This is a genomic window from Rhodococcus sp. NPDC080181, assembly GCF_040702225.1.
In the GTDB taxonomy this organism is placed as follows: domain Bacteria; phylum Actinomycetota; class Actinomycetes; order Mycobacteriales; family Mycobacteriaceae; genus Rhodococcoides; species Rhodococcoides fascians.
Map to the genome: position 1 here is coordinate 226,994 of NZ_JBFBKN010000006.1, position 15,491 is coordinate 242,484.

The following is a 15,491-nucleotide window of genomic DNA, read 5'->3' on the forward strand; positions in this document are numbered from 1 at the left end:
TTCGTGAGCAAGAGCGACCCCTGGCTTCGCGTCAGATGGGCTGCGCGCGCCGAATCGACAGCGCAGCTCGCGAGGCATCCAGTTCGACCGGGGAACGCACCGACAGCGGCCCGACTCGCAGGATTCCGTCCGAGAGCGGCTCGACCCGCAATCCACCGCGACCGATCAGTGCCTTGCGAGCGCCGTCGACCACCATGCGGTCCATCCACGCGCACGGATGGGCAGGTCGGCCGCCCCGGAAGCGAATCCAGCCGTCACCGGAATCGAGCTCGAATTCCAGTCCGCGCAGTGGGTCGAGTTCCAACCCGCGGACCACAACGTTTCGTCTGGCCACGGCCGGGTCGGGAACGTCGACGCCCAGTACCTCGCCGACGGCGTCCCAGGCTTCGAGTGCCAGAAAGCTCACCGCTGCCTCGGTATGAGCCTTGACCCCGAAGAACCGATCGCCGCGGATGCCCTTGTGGGCGACGATCTCGACGCTGTCCGGCAATTCGGTCGGCACCTCGGCTGGGCCGTCCTTGGATCTCCCGAAGTACGCGTGCGAGGGCGCTCGCAGCAGCTCCACTATCTCGGCTCGATACTCGAAAGGCATGCTTTCGAGTCTGCCCGGTACCCGACCCTGCCGGTTCTTACCACCGGGTAAGAAGCGCCCGGTAGTATCGCGAAATGGCTGTGAAAACACGCGTGACCACTACGGACGGCATGATCGAGGGAAAGCCGGTCGGCAATCTCACCACCTGGCGGGGCATTCCCTACGCCGCCCCTCCCGTCGGTCCGCTCCGGTTCCGCGCACCTCAACCCACCCAGCCGTGGCAGGGCGTGCGCGACGCGACCGAGTGGGGCAACGCATCCGTTCAGCACAAGCGGGGCACGATGCTCGCAATCGGCAAGTACCAACCGTCGAGCGAGGACTGCCTGACACTCAACGTCCTGGCACCGAGCACGCCGAGCACGACACCCAGACCGGTCATGGTGTTCATCCACGGCGGTGCGTACACCCTCGGCACGTCGGCCACCCCGCTGTACGGCGGAGGTTCGCTGGTCCGGCGCTCGCTGCAGGACGGCGACGGCATCATCTACGTGTCGGTCAACTACCGACTCGGCGCTTTGGGCTACCTCGACATGTCGCGATTCTCGACCCCCGAGCGGCCGTTCGATTCCAACCTGGGACTACGCGACCAGGTGGCGGCATTGGAGTGGGTAAAGCGCAACATCGCCGAGTTCGGCGGAGATCCCGACAACGTCACCGTCTTCGGCGAGTCCGCAGGCGGCAATGCCGTCACCACCCTGATGACAGTGCCCGCCGCGAACGGCCTTTTCGCCCAGGCAATTGCCGAAAGCTCGGCACCGGGCATGACGACCGCCAAGCACCGGGCGGACCAGTGGGCGAGCGAGTACGTCGGGTACCTCGGAGGCACCGCCGAGACCGCGGTGGAAACCCTGGAGAACGCCGAGGTACTGGCACTCGGCCGAGCAGGCACCAAGCTCGGACTCACCACGCTGCACCGCACTCCCGGCCTGCTCCCCTTCGGCCCGGTGATCGACGGTGATTTCCTTCCTGTCGATCCGGTCGAGGCGTACGCGAACGGCACCGCACACGACGTGCCGCTGATCATCGGCACCAATGCCCGTGAGGGAACACTGTTTCCGAAGTTTCTGGACGCGTTGCCCACCAACCCCGAACGCATTTCCAAACTCTTCTCCCTCACCGATCCCTCGGCGGAACCGGTTGTCACCGGCGGATACCGTGGATACCCAAGCGAGCGGGCCGCCATCGACTTCGGCGGGGATTTCACGTTCTGGAAGCCGTCTCTCGAAGTGGCCGAAGGACATTCGCGTCACGCACCGACGTACTTCTATCGCTTCGACTTCGCCCCTCGGTCGATGAAGTTGCTGGGCCTCGACGCTACTCACGGGTTCGAGTTGTTCGCAGTCTTCGGCATCAACGAGACGTTGTTCGGCAAGGCCCTGACCGCGACAGGGGGACGAAAGTCGTTCGCGGAGGTCACCGAGCAGGTGCAGTCACACTGGATTGCGTTCGCCACCAACGGAAAGCCGTTGGAATCGTGGCCGGCCTACGACGAAACCGAGCGCAAGACATTGATCTTCGACACGCGAACTCGGGTGCAGAAAGATCCGCGCAGCGATCGCCGCAAAGCGTGGGAAGGCTATCGCGGCTACGCCAGCCAGACGCTCGAACCGGCTACTTGAGCAACCGCGACATTCGGCGGTCGGCAAGAATCTTGCCGGCCGTCTGGCACGTCGCGCAGTACTGAAAAGAGCGGTCCACGTAGGCGACCTCGCGCACCGGATCTCCGCAGACCGGGCACGGTAGCCCGGTTCTGGCGTGCACCCGCATGCCGGATCGCTTCTCCCCCTTCAGACGCGCCGCATCCTGCCCGGCCGAGCGGTCCACCGCGTCGGACAGGACCGAGCGCATCGCGGCATAGAGAACCGCGACGGATTCCGCGTCGAGCTTGCTCGACGACGCGAACGGCGAGAGCTTGGCGACGTGCAGGATCTCGTCCGAGTAGGCGTTGCCGATTCCGGCGAGCAACGATTGGTCCACCAACGAGGTCTTCAGACGAGCTGTGGTGCTGCCCAGAATCTCGGCGAATTCGAGCTCGGTGACCGTCATCGCGTCCGGCCCGAGCCGGGCGATGCTCGCAACCTCCTGAGGATCACGGACCACCCAGACCGCCAATCGCTTTTTGGTACCGGCTTCGGTCAGGTCGATGGCGGGCGTCGCGCCCTCGGGAGTGAAGAAGTGGATCCGCAGCGCCAACGGCCCCTTACCCGGTTTCGGCGGAGCAACACTGGGGTTGTCCACCCATCGCAGCCAACCCCCTCGCGACAGGTGGGTGATCAGCCACAGGTCACCCGCCTGCAGCGCCAGATGCTTTCCGAACCGCGCGGCATCGGTGACGTCGCGACCCTGCAGATCGGTGATCGGCGGATCGAAGGTCTTGAGAACGCTGAGCGCCGCGATGTCGATGCGGCCGATCACGGCACCGACGGCATGCTCGCGCAAGAAGCCGGCAAGGGCCTCCACCTCGGGTAATTCCGGCATGCGTCCAGTATGCAGCTACGATGGCCGTCGTGATGGTTCCGACTCCGTACGAAGATCTGCTGCGCCGCATCCTCGACACCGGTACAGCCAAATCCGACCGGACGGGAACCGGGACGACCAGCGTGTTCGGGCATCAGATGCGCTTCGATCTGGCCGCGGGCTTCCCGTTGATCACCACCAAGAAGGTCCATCTCAAGTCGATCGTCTACGAACTGCTGTGGTTTCTGCGCGGAGACTCCAATGTCACGTGGCTGCAGGAACACGGCGTCAGCATCTGGGACGAGTGGGCAGCTCCGGACGGCGAACTCGGCCCCGTCTACGGAGTGCAGTGGCGTTCGTGGCCGACCCCGTCGGGCGAGCACATCGACCAGATCAGCCAGGTCATCGAGACTCTGAAGACCGATCCGGATTCGCGGCGAATGATCGTCTCGGCGTGGAACGTCGGCGAAATCCCACAGATGGCCCTGCCGCCGTGCCATGCGTTCTTCCAGTTCTATGTCGCCGACGGCAAGCTCTCGTGCCAGCTGTATCAACGCAGCGCAGACATGTTCCTCGGCGTCCCCTTCAACATCGCCAGCTACGCACTCCTGACCCACATGGTCGCCGCACAGACCGGCCTCGACGTCGGCGAGTTCGTGTGGACCGGCGGCGACTGCCACATCTACGACAACCACCGCGACCAGGTTGCCGAGCAGCTCTCCCGCGAGGCGTACCCCTACCCGACTCTGAAACTGGCACAAAGGGATTCGATCTTCGACTACACTTTCGACGACGTCGAGATCGTCGACTATCAGCACCACCCTGCAATCAAGGCCCCGGTAGCGGTGTGAGTGCATCGAGAGAAGTCGGCCTGATCTGGGCGCAGAGTTCCAACCTCAAAATCGGCGAAGCCGGCAGGATTCCGTGGGAAGTACCGGAGGACATGGCCCGGTTCAAAGCCGTGACGATGAATCATCCGGTCATCATGGGGCGCAAAACGTGGGAATCTCTGCCCGAAAGGTTTCGACCGCTTCCGGGCCGTCGCAACATAGTGGTCACTCGAAACCGCTCGCTCGAGGCACCCGGTGCCGAGACCTGTGGCGGGGTGGACGATGCCCTGGCCCTGGTCGGAGACGAGACCGTGTGGATAATCGGCGGTGGTGAAATCTACCGATCGGCAATGCCATTCGCCACAACCCTGCATGTGACCGAAATCGATGTCGAGGTACCGGGCGATACGGATGCGCCAACGGTGGAAGGCGATTGGATCAAGAAGACGGGTGACTGGCTCACCAGCAGAGTGGACGGTAGACAGTTCAGATATGTGGAGTACGGGAAGCCTACCCAAACTGTTTGAGCGCGTTCATGATTCCCCCATCGCGGCTGCGGGTGGTGCGTCATACTGGCGGCTATGGACAAGAAGTCACTCACCGCACTTGCCCGTCAGCAACTCAAGCTCGCAGTCGGCGCGTCGAGTGGCCGCAGTTCGCAGACGGTGTACGGCGGCCACAGCCGCAAATTGAGGCAGACCGTCGTGGCGCTGGCCGCGGGTAACAAGCTGGCCGAACACGATCTCAGCGGTGAGTCGACCGTCCTCGTCCTCAGCGGCAAGTTGGAACTGATCAGCGGTGAGAAGACCTGGAAGGGCTCAACCGGCGATCTCCTCGTCATCCCCGACGCACGGCACAGCGTCGAAGCTCTCGAAGACGTCAGCTTCTTGCTGACCGTCGCTATGTGACCGCTTTCCTGACGACCAACACCGGGCAATCTGCGGTGTTGACCAGAGCGAAGCTCGTCGACCCGAGAAGCATTCCCCCGAATCCGCCGCGCCCCCGGTTACCCACCACGATCACCGCTGCCGTTTCGGACAGTCCGCTGAGCACTCGAACGGGGCGATCCTGGGCGACGACGCGTTGGACGTCGACCTCCGGGAACCGCTCTTGCCACCCGGCGAGACTTTCCGCCAGCACCGCTTCCTCGGTGTCGGCGATGGCCTGCCAATCCGCGGGCGCGCGACCGAACGAGCGCGTCAGATCCACGTCGGACCACACGTGTACCGCGATCAACGGAGCATCACGCGCCGAGGCCTCGGCGAACGCCCACTCGACCGCTGCCTGATTGACGTCGGATCCGTCCACGCCGACGACGACCGGGCCCTCGGCGACGGGACGGCCGTCGATGTCCCGGCCGCGTACGACGGCGACGGGTGACACGCTGTGGGCGGCCAGAGAGAGTGTGACAGCGCCCGTTTCGCTCGCTCCGATCACCAGGAGCTCGGCTTGGGCCGATACGCCGATGAGTACGTCCATCACGCCGCCTTCGACGGCACTCGAGGTCACCTCGAACGTCGGGTCGTCGACGACCGACACGGCCAGCGTTTCCGCGGCTGCGAGCCGGGATTTAGCCGTGGCGACGAATTCGGTTGCCTCGCCTGCGAATTCGCTCAGATCGACAACGCCTGGCATGTCGACGGCCGTCACGATGTGCAATCGCCGATCCCGTCGCCGAGCGCACAGGGCCGCCCAGATCACAGCCTTGTCGGCCGCAGCGGAACCGTCGATGCCGACGATGATCGGTCGATGCCCTGTCACGTGTCGGCCTCCGGTAGTAGCCCCGAGCCCGGTGGCTCGGTGAATGACGAACAGGGGTTCAGGCTAGTCGATGAATGGTCGCCGAAGGCGTGATGCACTCACCTCAGCTGGCGCGCAGCGCGTCTGCGTACCCCGGAGTTCGGGTGCGGTTCGCCTCGGCTGCCGCGGCCCGGGTGTCGAGATGGACCAGGTAGTCGGCCAATTGGTCGCGGCTGCGGACACCGACGCCCAGGTCGGTCCGCTCGAAGACGCGCCACCGAGCGAGCGTCGGCAGCAGCACCTCGTCGAGATGACGTCGAAGATCGAAGATCTCGTCCCGCTCGATGAGCATGGCGCTCCGACCGAAGCCGGGCAGGTTGGTACCCGGCAACTGCGCGTTCATGACTACTTCGGTGATCGCCGTGACGGTCGGAGCGGGGGCGACGTCGAGCGCTGCCGACACCAGATTCGCAAAGAAGGTGACGTGCAGTTTCTGGTCGTCGACTATCCGGCCGAGCAAGCGATCGGCAACCGGATCGTGGCACTGGTGCGCGGTATTCGTATGGCAGACGCTACTGATCGTTTCGTCGAGGGTCACCTGCGCCAGAGAACGAAGGAGGTGAGCGCCGTTCATCGGGGAGTCGAATCCCACCGTCTTGCACTGTGCGCGAGCTCGACCGAGTGCCGTCGGATCGACGCTGCGCGTGGCGACCAGATAGTCGGTGACGGCTGCAGCATGCCGGGTGCGCTCGGCGCTCCACTCGGCGAGCCAGGCAGGCCATGAGCCGGTACCCGACGCCGCGACCTCGCACCGATACAGCGGAATGTTCTGCTCGGTGAGGAGATCGGTGACCAGTGCCGCCTTGGCGGCTTCGGTCAGCGGTGACGTACGCGTTCCCCAGTACATCTCGGTCCGGACGAAATCCGTGGGCTGCCAGGAGACAGCTGTCGAGCGGTGGCGCGCGAGGTTGTCGTCGATCGTCGGCTGCAGTTCCCGTAGAACCGTGAACTGCCCGATGTCGCTGCGCATACTCGTCCTCTCACCCCGCTCGTCCGGACCGATCCGAGATCAAGGTAGGCGCGTAGCGCAGGCGATGGGACCGCCTTCTGCATTGTTTAGGGCAAGTCGCAAGGCCTCTCGTGGCCCGCTCGAGATAAATCACAACGAGTTTTGCCGAAACCATGGATCACACGTAGATAACAACCTATGATCGATCCTGTTAGAGGCCAGGAAACAAACTTGAAGTTTGAAAAACCTGCCATTTTGGCTGAAGTTGCATAGATTCACGACAGGAAGCGCGTTTCTACGCGTGAGTACGGTAGCTCTCTCAAAACCTGAAGAATCCAACACGAAGGGTTGATCTGTGACCGTTCACAACTCGACTGGCCTCGGAATCATGGTCGCAGGGCAGCCTGCTTCGGCTCCCCTTCGCGATTTTCGCGCAGTGGCGCGCCTCCTGGTAGGCCACTTCGCCGCCAATACTCCCTGCGGTTCACTTCCCGGTGAACAACTCCACGGAGACGTCACCGAATTCACCGTCAAATGCATCAGCATCGCCGTGCAGATGCTCGACGAGCGGCGCGCACCTGCCGAGTCCGACTTGGCCGAACTGCGCGCCAAGGCCAGTCAATGGGCTCGTGAGGGTGTCCCGCTCGAGTCCGTCCTCAGCGTCTACCACGAGGGCATTCAGATCGGTTGGAATCTGGTGTCCAAGCGGGCAGGAGAAGGCGACGCCGCCCAGTTGATCGAGGCTGCGCGCATGTTCGTGCTGCTGTCGGAGAAGGTCTCGATCGCGGCCAGCAAGAGCTACGTCGAAGAGCTTCAGGCGGTGGCGAGCGAGCATCACACAGCCGCGCACACGCTGGTCACCTCGTTGCTGAGCGGACACAACGCCGTCTCGATGGCCCGCCAGTCGGGCATCGAACTCGCCGACAGTTACCTCGTGCTCGCACTGTCGGTACCGCCGCACCCCGACGAGAACGACCCCAACATCCAGAAGACGGTGGCTGCACGGCGCAAGCTGCGTCGCGTGCAGGCCGAACTGGCCACCGTGTGCGGACGCACTCCCCTGTCGCTGCTCAGCACCGAGGGCGGAACCGTCCTGATCCCCGGCGTCCACGACGACGAGTGGGTCGAGGCGCTGGTGCACCGCATCGGTACCGCCGCAGAGGTCCCCGTCACCGCCACCGCCGAGCAGGCTGCGACAGCCGACATTCCCACCGCAGCAGACCAGGTCCACGAACTGCTGTCCCTGGCTCATCAGCTGCACCGCCCGTCCGGGTTGTACCGGATGGACGACCTGGTGCTCGAGTACCAGCTCACTCGTCCCGGACCGGGTCGACGCCACCTCACCCAGATCCTCGAGCCACTCGATTCGTCACCCGAATTGCTCGAGACCCTCGAGATCCACATTTCGCACGACCTCAACCGTCAGCGCTCCGCCCGGCAACTCCATCTGCACACCAACACCGTCGACTACCGCCTCAAGCGAATCGCACAACTGACCGGGTTCGACCCGACTCGTCCGTCCGGTATCCGCCACCTCCAGGCGGCACTGGTGGCCAGGCGGCTCGAATCCTCGCGCGGCGCAGCGTGATCTGAGAACTCCGACCGGTTTCTCGACCCGACGGCAGGTAGCGTCGGAAGTATTCGAGAAGCAGGGGATCATGCATGACGAAGTTGAAGCTCCAGTTGTCCGGCGTGGTCAAGGAGTACCCCACCGGCGAACAACCGGTCCGCGCGTTGGACGGCATCGATCTCACGATCGACGGTGGTCAGTTCGTGTCGCTGGTCGCGCCGTCCGGAGCAGGTAAGTCGACACTGCTGCACATGCTCGGCGCGCTGGACACTCCGACGGCCGGGTCCATTCGATTCAACGACGTCGAGGTCACCACCCTCGACGACAACGCACAGTCCGATTTCCGACGCCATCAGGTGGGCTTCGTCTTCCAGTTCTTCAACCTGCTGCCGACCATGTCGGCGTGGGAGAACGTCGCCGTTCCGAAGCTGCTCGACGGCACCCCCATCAAGAAGGCGAAAGCCGACGCGATGCGGCTGTTGGACATGGTGGGGCTGGCGCAGCGGTCCGAACACCGCCCGGCACAACTGTCGGGCGGCCAGATTCAACGCATCGCCATCGCGCGAGCCCTGATGATGGACCCGGCGCTGCTGATCGCCGACGAACCGACGGGCAACCTCGATTCCAAGACCTCCCACAACGTCCTCGAGATTCTTGCCGACGTAGCCCACGGCAGCGAGGGGCGTCGGGCAGTGGTGATGGCAACCCATGACCTCGAGGCGGCTCGGTCGACCGATCGCGTCGTCAGCATGATCGACGGCCGCGTCGACACCGACACCGCTGGTACACCTCGGTGATCGGTACCGCGCTCAGCAGATTTCGCGTCATCAGCCTCCGAGACCTCCGAATGCACTGGGTGCGTTCGCTGGTCTCGGCGGGAGTCGTGGCCGTCGCCGCGGGTTTGCTCATCGCCGTCCTCGGCACCTACGGATCGCTGACCGGATCCGTCGAACGTCTGGCGGTCTCGATCGCAGGCAATGCGCAGTACGAAGTGGTCGGCGTGACCGATTCGGGATTCGACCAGAACGAACTCGACGTCGTACGCGGTGTTGCGGGCGTCGATGCGGCGGTACCCCTGCTCCGCAGCATCGTGCGATCCGATGTCGGCGAGCTGACGGTACTGGGTGTCGATTCATCGATCACGGCACTGCAGTCCGATCTGCAGGGTGCGGTCGGCAACGCGGCGGGTCTGCTGTCCGACCCGTCGGGCGTATTGGTCGGAGCAGCAACGGGATTGACGCAGGGTGACACGGTCACGATCGCCGACAGACCCACTGCGGTAGTGGGCGTGATCGACGGCCCTGGCACGCAGCGTATCGGTGGAGGCATGTTCGCCGTCACGTTGCTGCCCACCGCGCAGGCGTTGACCGACCGGCCGGGCCAGCTCGATTCGATCTTCGTTCTCGGTGGCGGGGATTCGCTGCGGTCCGACCTGGACGCAGCGTTGGCCGGCCGAGTCTCGGTGATGAATCCGGAATTCCGGGCCGACAGAGCCGATCAGGCCATGAGTCTGACGCGCAATGCGACGCTGATGGTCTCCCTCATTGCGTTCGTCGTCGCGGCGTTCCTGGTGTTCAACGTCATGAACATGGCCATCGCCAAGCGTCGCCCCACCATTTCCCTGCTCCGAGCGGTCGGCGGTCGGCGCGCGGACATCGTCCGCGACCTGTTGTTCGAGTCGGTGCTGGTGGGTCTCGTCGGCGGTGCCGTCGGGGTACCTCTCGGAATCATCATGGGCCGCATCGCCATCGAGAGCCTGCCGCCGTTCCTGTCGCAAGCATTCGATGCGCGAATCGAATACGTGTTGCCGAGCTTCGCCATTCCCGTCGCGATCGTGGCTTGCGTGCTGGCCTGCGTCGGCGCGTCCGCTCTGGCTGCCGTTCAGGTGTATCGCATCTCGCCGATCGAAGCATTGGCGGTCGGCGGCGGAGAAACATCCGGCGGCCCAAAGCTGTCGTTCACGTTGGCCGCCGGCGTGTTCGGTCTGCTCGCCATCGCCGGATCGTTCGTGTTCGCCGTCAACGTCGACGGGCAACTGACCCTCGGTGCCGGTGCCCTGTTCATGTTCGGCGTCGTCGCACTGTGCGTCGGCGGAACCGGGCCGATCGTCTGGGCCACCGGCGCTGTGCCCCGCCGATGGGGTGGTGCCGGACGGCTCGCCACCGCGACGATCGAACGCGCCCCGCGGCGCATCTGGGCGACGGTGATGACCATCGTCATCGCCGTGGGAGTCAGTGTGGGAGTGTCCGGTTCGTTGACGAACATGACCGACTCCGCCGCCGAATCACTGTCGTCGCTCGCCGACACGGACCTGTACGTATCGATGAGCTCACCCGACGCCATACCGTCGGGCCCGATCGTTCCCACCGCCGTAGACGAGGCCGTGCGGGCGACGGCCGGCGTCTCCCGCGTCGTCGAAGGGCAGTGGGCCTACGCGACCATCGACGACGAGCTGGTCTCCATCCAAGGCGTCGCCGACGGAAGCAACGCGGTGACGCTGGCCTCGCTCCCCGCAGACGTACGCGCGGGATTGCTCGCGGGCGACGGGGTGGTGCTCTCGAAGGCGCTCGGTACGACGCTGGGCGTGACGGCGGGAGACTCCATCGATCTACCGACGCCGACCGGGGTGCAGGACGTACGCGTGCTCGATCTCGTGGACTATATCAACGCCGCCGGCGGCACGATGGCGATCTCGCTGGAGTCGATGCAGCGCTTCTACGACCGCCCGGGTGCGACGTACCTCGAGATCACCGTCGACGGAGACGTTGCAGCCGTGCAGAATTCGCTGCGGTCGACGCTGCCGCCCGAAGCATTCGTGTACACGGGCGCCGCGGCACTCGAGGGCACCAGCGCGGCCATCCGCCAATCCGGTGCGCTGGCCATCGCACTGCAGTGGATCGTCGCACTGGTCGCTGCCGTCGCATTGCTGAACACATTGACGCTGTCGGTACTCGAACGTCGACGTGAACTCGGAGTACTGCGCGCCATGGGCGGCGGCCGAGGAACCCTGGCACGCATGGTGCTCGCAGAGGCACTGTCTGTGGGCATCGTCGGCGGTGTGCTCGGCCTCATCATCGGTGCCGGCCTGCAATACCTGAGCACGCTGATCCTCGGTGCCAGCATCGGAATTCCAGTGCAGTACAACGCCAGTTGGACGGTGCTGTTGTACGGACTCGTCGCGTTGGGCCTCTCGCTACTGGGATCGGCTCCGCCTGCGGTACACGCATCACGCCTGAACATCGTGGATGCTATTGCCGCGGATTGAGTGGTGGGGATCGGGCTCGTTCTGGGGTGCTGGGGCCTAGGGATCCGCAAACGCGCGCGCGTTCGTCAGGTGCGAGCGAAATAGACAGCCAGCGGCTGACGACTCTGCGCGCGTCTGGCACATGCGCGCGCGTTTGTACGAGGATGACCGACGTGGCCACATTCAGCGTCGAAGTAGAGAAGTACGCGGTCGAGACTCTGCGCGACTGTGTGGGTGGTCCCGAGTGGGAGTTGCGGCCCGAGCGCGCGGCACTTCTGGTCCACGACATGCAGCCGTACTACCTGAACGTGCTGCACTCCTCGGTTCGTGCGCGGGTGGCTGAGGAAGCGTCGGCGGTGGTCGCGCGCGCCAGGTCTGCCGGAGTGCCGATTCTGGCGAGCGGTCCACGGGCGGCTGAGGCGATCGAACAGCGTGGACTGCTGGGGCCGATGTGGGGGTTGGGCCCGTCTGCCGACGACGTGGCGGTCACCGAATCGGACTTCGTTCCGATCGCGAAGCGCAGCTACAGCGCGTTCTACGCGTCCGATCTCGAGGTCGAACTACGCCGACGAGGCCGTGACCAGCTGGTCATTGTGGGTGTCTTCGCCTCGGCGGGAATTCTCGCGACGACGTTCGACGCTTTTGCCCGCGACATTCAGTGCTTCGTCGGCATCGAATCGGTCGCCGATTACACCGCCCACCAGCACCGCACCGCCCTGAATCTGATCACATCACTGACCGGTGTGGTGACCAGCAGCGCGAACCTGCTTCACGATCTGCGGTGCGGACCGCTAGACTGACGACCGCGATGTGGGCCCGCTGTGCAGTACCACAGTGACCCACCCGCAACCCGATTGTTCGACTGATCGAAAGACCTTGCTGGCCAGGGACTTTGGCGCACTCGTTCGATCACCAGCCTTCGTAGCTCAGGGGATAGAGCAACCCTCTCCTAAAGGGTAGGTCGCAGGTTCGAATCCTGCCGAGGGCACCAGCCCCGCTTTTCGTCGCGCACTCTCAGATTTCACACCCCGCCCTATTGCACTACCTTCCGAACCGGCGTACATTCGAACATGCATTCGAGTACCGGGGAGGAACTCGTGGTCTCAGCTATACAAGAATCACCGCTCACATCCGCCGAGGTGTTGAGGTTCGTTGCGCGTCTTCAGGCGTCCGACATAGTCGTCGACGCAGCAGCAGGCGTCGATCTCATCTCTGCTCTCGAAACCGTCAAATGCGTCCGCGTGGCGGCCCAAGCCGTCGTGACCGATGCCGTTGCAACCGTGATCAGCACCGAACGTCGTGAACGTGGCAAACCGAAAGCGCAGTGGCGCACAGGAATTGCGTCGCAGATCGGCCTGGCTCGACGAGAGTCACCCAACCGCGGCGGCACTCATCTCGGGCTCGCTCGTGCGCTCGTTCATGAAATGCCACACACCCTGGCCCGCCTGAAAGCCGGCGAACTGAACGAGTGGCGCGTCATGATCCTCGCTCGCGAAACAGCGTGCCTCACCGTCGACGATCGCCGAACCATCGATGAACGCCTGTGCGCAGACCCCGCCACCCTCGCCGGCGCAGGAGATCGCACCATCGAGGGTCGCGCCCGCGCACTCGCCAACGAACTGGACGCCGCCTCCCAGGTCAAGCGACGCGCAAAGGCATACGCAGCACGCCGAGTCAGTACGCGCCCCGCACCCGAATCGATGGGGTTCTTCACCGCGCTCACCTCGATGGAGAAGACCGTCTGCATGTGGGCGACCCTGCGGCGCGACGCCGACACCGTCATCAACGCAGGTGGCGACACACGCAGCCGCGACCAGATCATGGCCGACCTGGTGTTCGAGAGAGTCACCGGCGCATCGGCCGCTCAAGGTCCACCGGTCACCGTCGACATCGTCATCTCGGATTCGACCCTGCTCGCCGGCGGCGACACGTCCGCATATCTGCACGGCTACGGCGACATCCCGTCGGACGTCGCACGCCAACTCGTGCGCGACGCACTCGACGGCGCACAGGGCAATGAGACGCGCGTCGCATTACGTCGCCTCTATGCCCACCCGAAAACCGGCGCACTGACAGCCGTCGAATCCACATCCCGCGCATTTCCCACCGCATTGGGACGCCTCATCGATCTCCGCGATCGCACGTGCCGCACCCCGTGGTGCGACGCGCCCATCCGGCACCACGACCACATCACCGCACACACCGCGGGCGGAGCGACAAGCGCCGAAAACGGCGCAGGTCTTTGTGCCGCATGCAATTACGCGAAAGAAGGCGAAGGCTGGACGGCCGAAGCACTACGAGACAAACGGAACGCGCGACATCGGTACAGGCTCATCTCACCCACCGGGCACACGTACGATTCGAGCGCGCCGCCGATGCCGGTGGTCGAGCTCTACAGCTCGCCGGCGGAGAACGTCTACATCGACGGACTGTTCGGCTCCGACGCCGCGTGACCGTCGACCGCGGGAAGAGATCGGGTCCGCACTCGGTTACACTCGGTATCGACGCGCGTAACTGCACGTCAGACGTCGTGGAATGCTCCCGAATCACCATGTGCACCCCGCACAGGCTTCTCTTACGGCGATCGAAACTGCCCACCGGCAGTCTCGCCACCTTGCATCTCGGCCCGAAGGCCCGCAGGTGCAACACCCTGCCCGAAAGGCACTTTTCATCACAATGACGACCCCACAGACTTTTGCTGCACTCGGAGTACCCCAGGCCATCGCAGACGTACTCGCGAGCCAGGGCAAGACCGAGGCCTTCCCCATCCAGGCCGACACGCTCCCCGACACACTGCAGGGACGCGACGTACTCGGACGCGGAAAGACCGGCAGCGGAAAGACACTCGCATTCTCCATCCCCATGGTCGCGCGCCTCGCCGGCCAACTCCCCGGCAACCGCAAGCCCGGCCGCCCGCGCGGACTGATCCTTGCGCCGACGCGTGAGCTTGCCACCCAGATCGCCGTCGCGATCGAACCCCTCGCCGCCGCATACTCGTTGAAGGTCACGACGATCTTCGGTGGTGTCTCTCAGGTTCGCCAGGTCTCCGCACTCAAGTCGGGTGTCGACATCGTCGTCGCCTGCCCCGGACGCCTCGAAGACCTCATGAAGCAGCGCCACCTGACCCTCGACGGCGTACAGATCACCGTCCTCGACGAGGCAGACCACATGGCCGACCTCGGGTTCCTGCCCGTCGTCACCCGGATCCTCGCCGCCACCCCCGACAAGGGTCAGCGCATGCTGTTCTCGGCGACCCTGGACAACGGTGTCGACAAACTGGTCAAGCGCTTCCTGCACAACCAGATCACGCACTCCGTCGACGAGGCCACTTCACACGTCGAGGCCATGACTCACAGCGTGTTCGAGGTCGACGGCGTCGAAGCCAAGAAGAAGCTGGTTCACCAGCTCGCCTCCGGCACCGGACGTCGCATCCTGTTCATGCGCACCAAGCACCAGGCCCGCAAGCTCGCCAAGCAGCTCACCGACGCCGGAATCCCGTCCGTCGACCTGCACGGCAACCTCTCGCAGGCCGCACGTGACCGCAACCTCGCGGCCTTCTCCTCCGGCCAGGCCCGCGTGCTCGTCGCCACCGACGTCGCAGCCCGCGGCGTTCACGTCGACGACGTTCAGCTCGTCGTCCACGTCGATCCCCCGGCCGAGCACAAGGCTTACCTGCACCGCTCCGGCCGCACCGCGCGCGCCGGAAGCGCAGGCGACGTCGTGACCGTGGTTCTGCCCGAGCAGCGCAAGGACACCGCCGTGCTGCTGCGCAAGGCCGACATCAAGGTCACCCCGATCCGCGTCACCGCCGACTCGCCTGCAGTGGCGAACCTCGTCGGCGAGCAGGCCCGCTACGTCGAGCCTGCACCGAAGGCAGAGCCGGCACCGGCACGCACCGGAGCCCCGCGCAACAACAACGCGCGACGCGGCGGCCCGGCCCGCTCGGGTGGTCAGCCGCGCAGTGGTGGACAGCCGCGTTCCGGTGGCGGCGGCCACAGCCGTCGCGCAGCAGGCCCGGCCACGAGCCAGCGCAGCCGCTGACCCGAACC

Annotated in this window: 14 protein-coding genes and 1 tRNA gene; 11 read left to right on the top strand and 4 right to left on the bottom strand. The window is 64.9% G+C overall.

Annotated features, from left to right (window positions below):
• Positions 1-31: 31 nt before the first annotated feature.
• Positions 32-592: a molybdenum cofactor biosysynthesis protein gene (locus AB0O58_RS09980; RefSeq protein WP_032365947.1), complete on the bottom strand. Its 561-nt coding sequence runs from the start codon at positions 590-592 to the stop codon at positions 32-34.
• 74 nt (positions 593-666) lie between these two features.
• Between AB0O58_RS09980 and AB0O58_RS09985 the strand changes: the two genes are divergently transcribed.
• The gene (locus AB0O58_RS09985) at positions 667-2,211 is read left to right on the top strand and encodes a carboxylesterase/lipase family protein (protein ID WP_201009760.1); all 1,545 of its coding nucleotides are present in this window, start codon (positions 667-669) and stop codon (positions 2,209-2,211) included.
• Here the strand turns inward: AB0O58_RS09985 and AB0O58_RS09990 are convergent.
• Entirely contained in the window at positions 2,204-3,070 is an 867-nt protein-coding gene (locus tag AB0O58_RS09990; protein WP_032390788.1) for a DNA-formamidopyrimidine glycosylase family protein, read from the bottom strand. The genes AB0O58_RS09985 and AB0O58_RS09990 overlap by 8 nt on opposite strands.
• 29 nt (positions 3,071-3,099) lie before the next feature.
• Here AB0O58_RS09990 and AB0O58_RS09995 point away from each other — a divergent pair, with 29 nt between their 5' ends.
• The 3 genes from AB0O58_RS09995 to AB0O58_RS10005 are packed head-to-tail and all read left to right on the top strand — an operon-like array spanning position 3,100 to position 4,787.
• A complete protein-coding gene (locus AB0O58_RS09995; RefSeq protein WP_027495989.1) occupies positions 3,100-3,900 on the top strand; it encodes a thymidylate synthase in 801 nt (266 codons plus the stop codon).
• Positions 3,897-4,406, top strand: a complete 510-nt coding sequence (locus AB0O58_RS10000) for a dihydrofolate reductase (RefSeq protein ID WP_201009762.1) — start codon at positions 3,897-3,899, stop codon at positions 4,404-4,406. The genes AB0O58_RS09995 and AB0O58_RS10000 overlap by 4 nt, the downstream gene beginning before the upstream one ends.
• 54 nt (positions 4,407-4,460) lie before the next feature.
• Positions 4,461-4,787, top strand: coding sequence for a cupin domain-containing protein (locus AB0O58_RS10005; RefSeq protein ID WP_027495987.1), 327 nt, complete (start codon positions 4,461-4,463; stop codon positions 4,785-4,787).
• On the opposite strand, the gene AB0O58_RS10010 is transcribed toward AB0O58_RS10005, so the two are convergent.
• Together AB0O58_RS10010 and AB0O58_RS10015 are read right to left on the bottom strand one after the other, a co-directional pair.
• On the bottom strand, positions 4,780-5,640 hold the full coding sequence (locus tag AB0O58_RS10010; RefSeq protein WP_201009763.1) for a universal stress protein: 861 nt from the start codon (positions 5,638-5,640) through the stop codon (positions 4,780-4,782). The two genes, AB0O58_RS10005 and AB0O58_RS10010, sit on opposite strands and share 8 nt — an antisense overlap.
• A gap of 103 nt (positions 5,641-5,743) precedes the next feature.
• Positions 5,744-6,649 (bottom strand): acyl-ACP desaturase, encoded by a 906-nt coding sequence (locus tag AB0O58_RS10015; protein ID WP_201009764.1) that lies wholly within the window; start codon positions 6,647-6,649, stop codon positions 5,744-5,746.
• A 334-nt stretch (positions 6,650-6,983) separates the two neighbouring features.
• Between AB0O58_RS10015 and AB0O58_RS10020 the strand changes: the two genes are divergently transcribed.
• The 7 genes from AB0O58_RS10020 (at position 6,984) to AB0O58_RS10050 (ending at position 15,483) form a co-directional block, all read left to right on the top strand.
• A complete protein-coding gene (locus AB0O58_RS10020) occupies positions 6,984-8,216 on the top strand; it encodes a CdaR family transcriptional regulator (protein WP_027495984.1) in 1,233 nt (410 codons plus the stop codon).
• 74 nt (positions 8,217-8,290) lie between these two features.
• On the top strand, positions 8,291-8,995 hold the full coding sequence (locus AB0O58_RS10025; protein WP_176456678.1) for an ABC transporter ATP-binding protein: 705 nt from the start codon (positions 8,291-8,293) through the stop codon (positions 8,993-8,995).
• Positions 8,992-11,463: an FtsX-like permease family protein gene (locus tag AB0O58_RS10030; protein WP_201009765.1), complete on the top strand. Its 2,472-nt coding sequence runs from the start codon at positions 8,992-8,994 to the stop codon at positions 11,461-11,463. Before AB0O58_RS10025 ends, AB0O58_RS10030 begins: the two co-directional genes overlap by 4 nt.
• 152 nt (positions 11,464-11,615) lie before the next feature.
• Entirely contained in the window at positions 11,616-12,242 is a 627-nt protein-coding gene (locus AB0O58_RS10035) for an isochorismatase family protein (protein ID WP_201009766.1), read from the top strand.
• 115 nt (positions 12,243-12,357) lie between these two features.
• Positions 12,358-12,433: transfer RNA gene (locus AB0O58_RS10040), tRNA-Arg, on the top strand.
• Positions 12,434-12,539: 106 nt separating this feature from the next.
• Positions 12,540-13,895 (top strand): HNH endonuclease, encoded by a 1,356-nt coding sequence (locus AB0O58_RS10045; protein WP_366238154.1) that lies wholly within the window; start codon positions 12,540-12,542, stop codon positions 13,893-13,895.
• Positions 13,896-14,118: 223 nt separating this feature from the next.
• Positions 14,119-15,483, top strand: coding sequence for a DEAD/DEAH box helicase (locus AB0O58_RS10050; RefSeq protein ID WP_052068934.1), 1,365 nt, complete (start codon positions 14,119-14,121; stop codon positions 15,481-15,483).
• The last annotated feature ends 8 nt before the right edge of the window (positions 15,484-15,491 follow it).

Excerpts from the sequence above, each read along its gene's own strand:
- AB0O58_RS09980 (WP_032365947.1), bottom strand. The coding sequence starts at position 592 with ATGCCTTTCGAGTATCGAGCCGAGATAGTGGAGCTGCTGCGAGCGCCC.
- AB0O58_RS10050 (WP_052068934.1), top strand. The coding sequence starts at position 14,119 with ATGACGACCCCACAGACTTTTGCTGCACTCGGAGTACCCCAGGCCATC.
- AB0O58_RS10005 (WP_027495987.1), top strand. The coding sequence starts at position 4,461 with ATGGACAAGAAGTCACTCACCGCACTTGCCCGTCAGCAACTCAAGCTC.
- AB0O58_RS09985 (WP_201009760.1), top strand. The coding sequence starts at position 667 with ATGGCTGTGAAAACACGCGTGACCACTACGGACGGCATGATCGAGGGA.
- AB0O58_RS10025 (WP_176456678.1), top strand. The coding sequence starts at position 8,291 with ATGACGAAGTTGAAGCTCCAGTTGTCCGGCGTGGTCAAGGAGTACCCC.
- AB0O58_RS09990 (WP_032390788.1), bottom strand. The coding sequence starts at position 3,070 with ATGCCGGAATTACCCGAGGTGGAGGCCCTTGCCGGCTTCTTGCGCGAG.
- AB0O58_RS10015 (WP_201009764.1), bottom strand. The coding sequence starts at position 6,649 with ATGCGCAGCGACATCGGGCAGTTCACGGTTCTACGGGAACTGCAGCCG.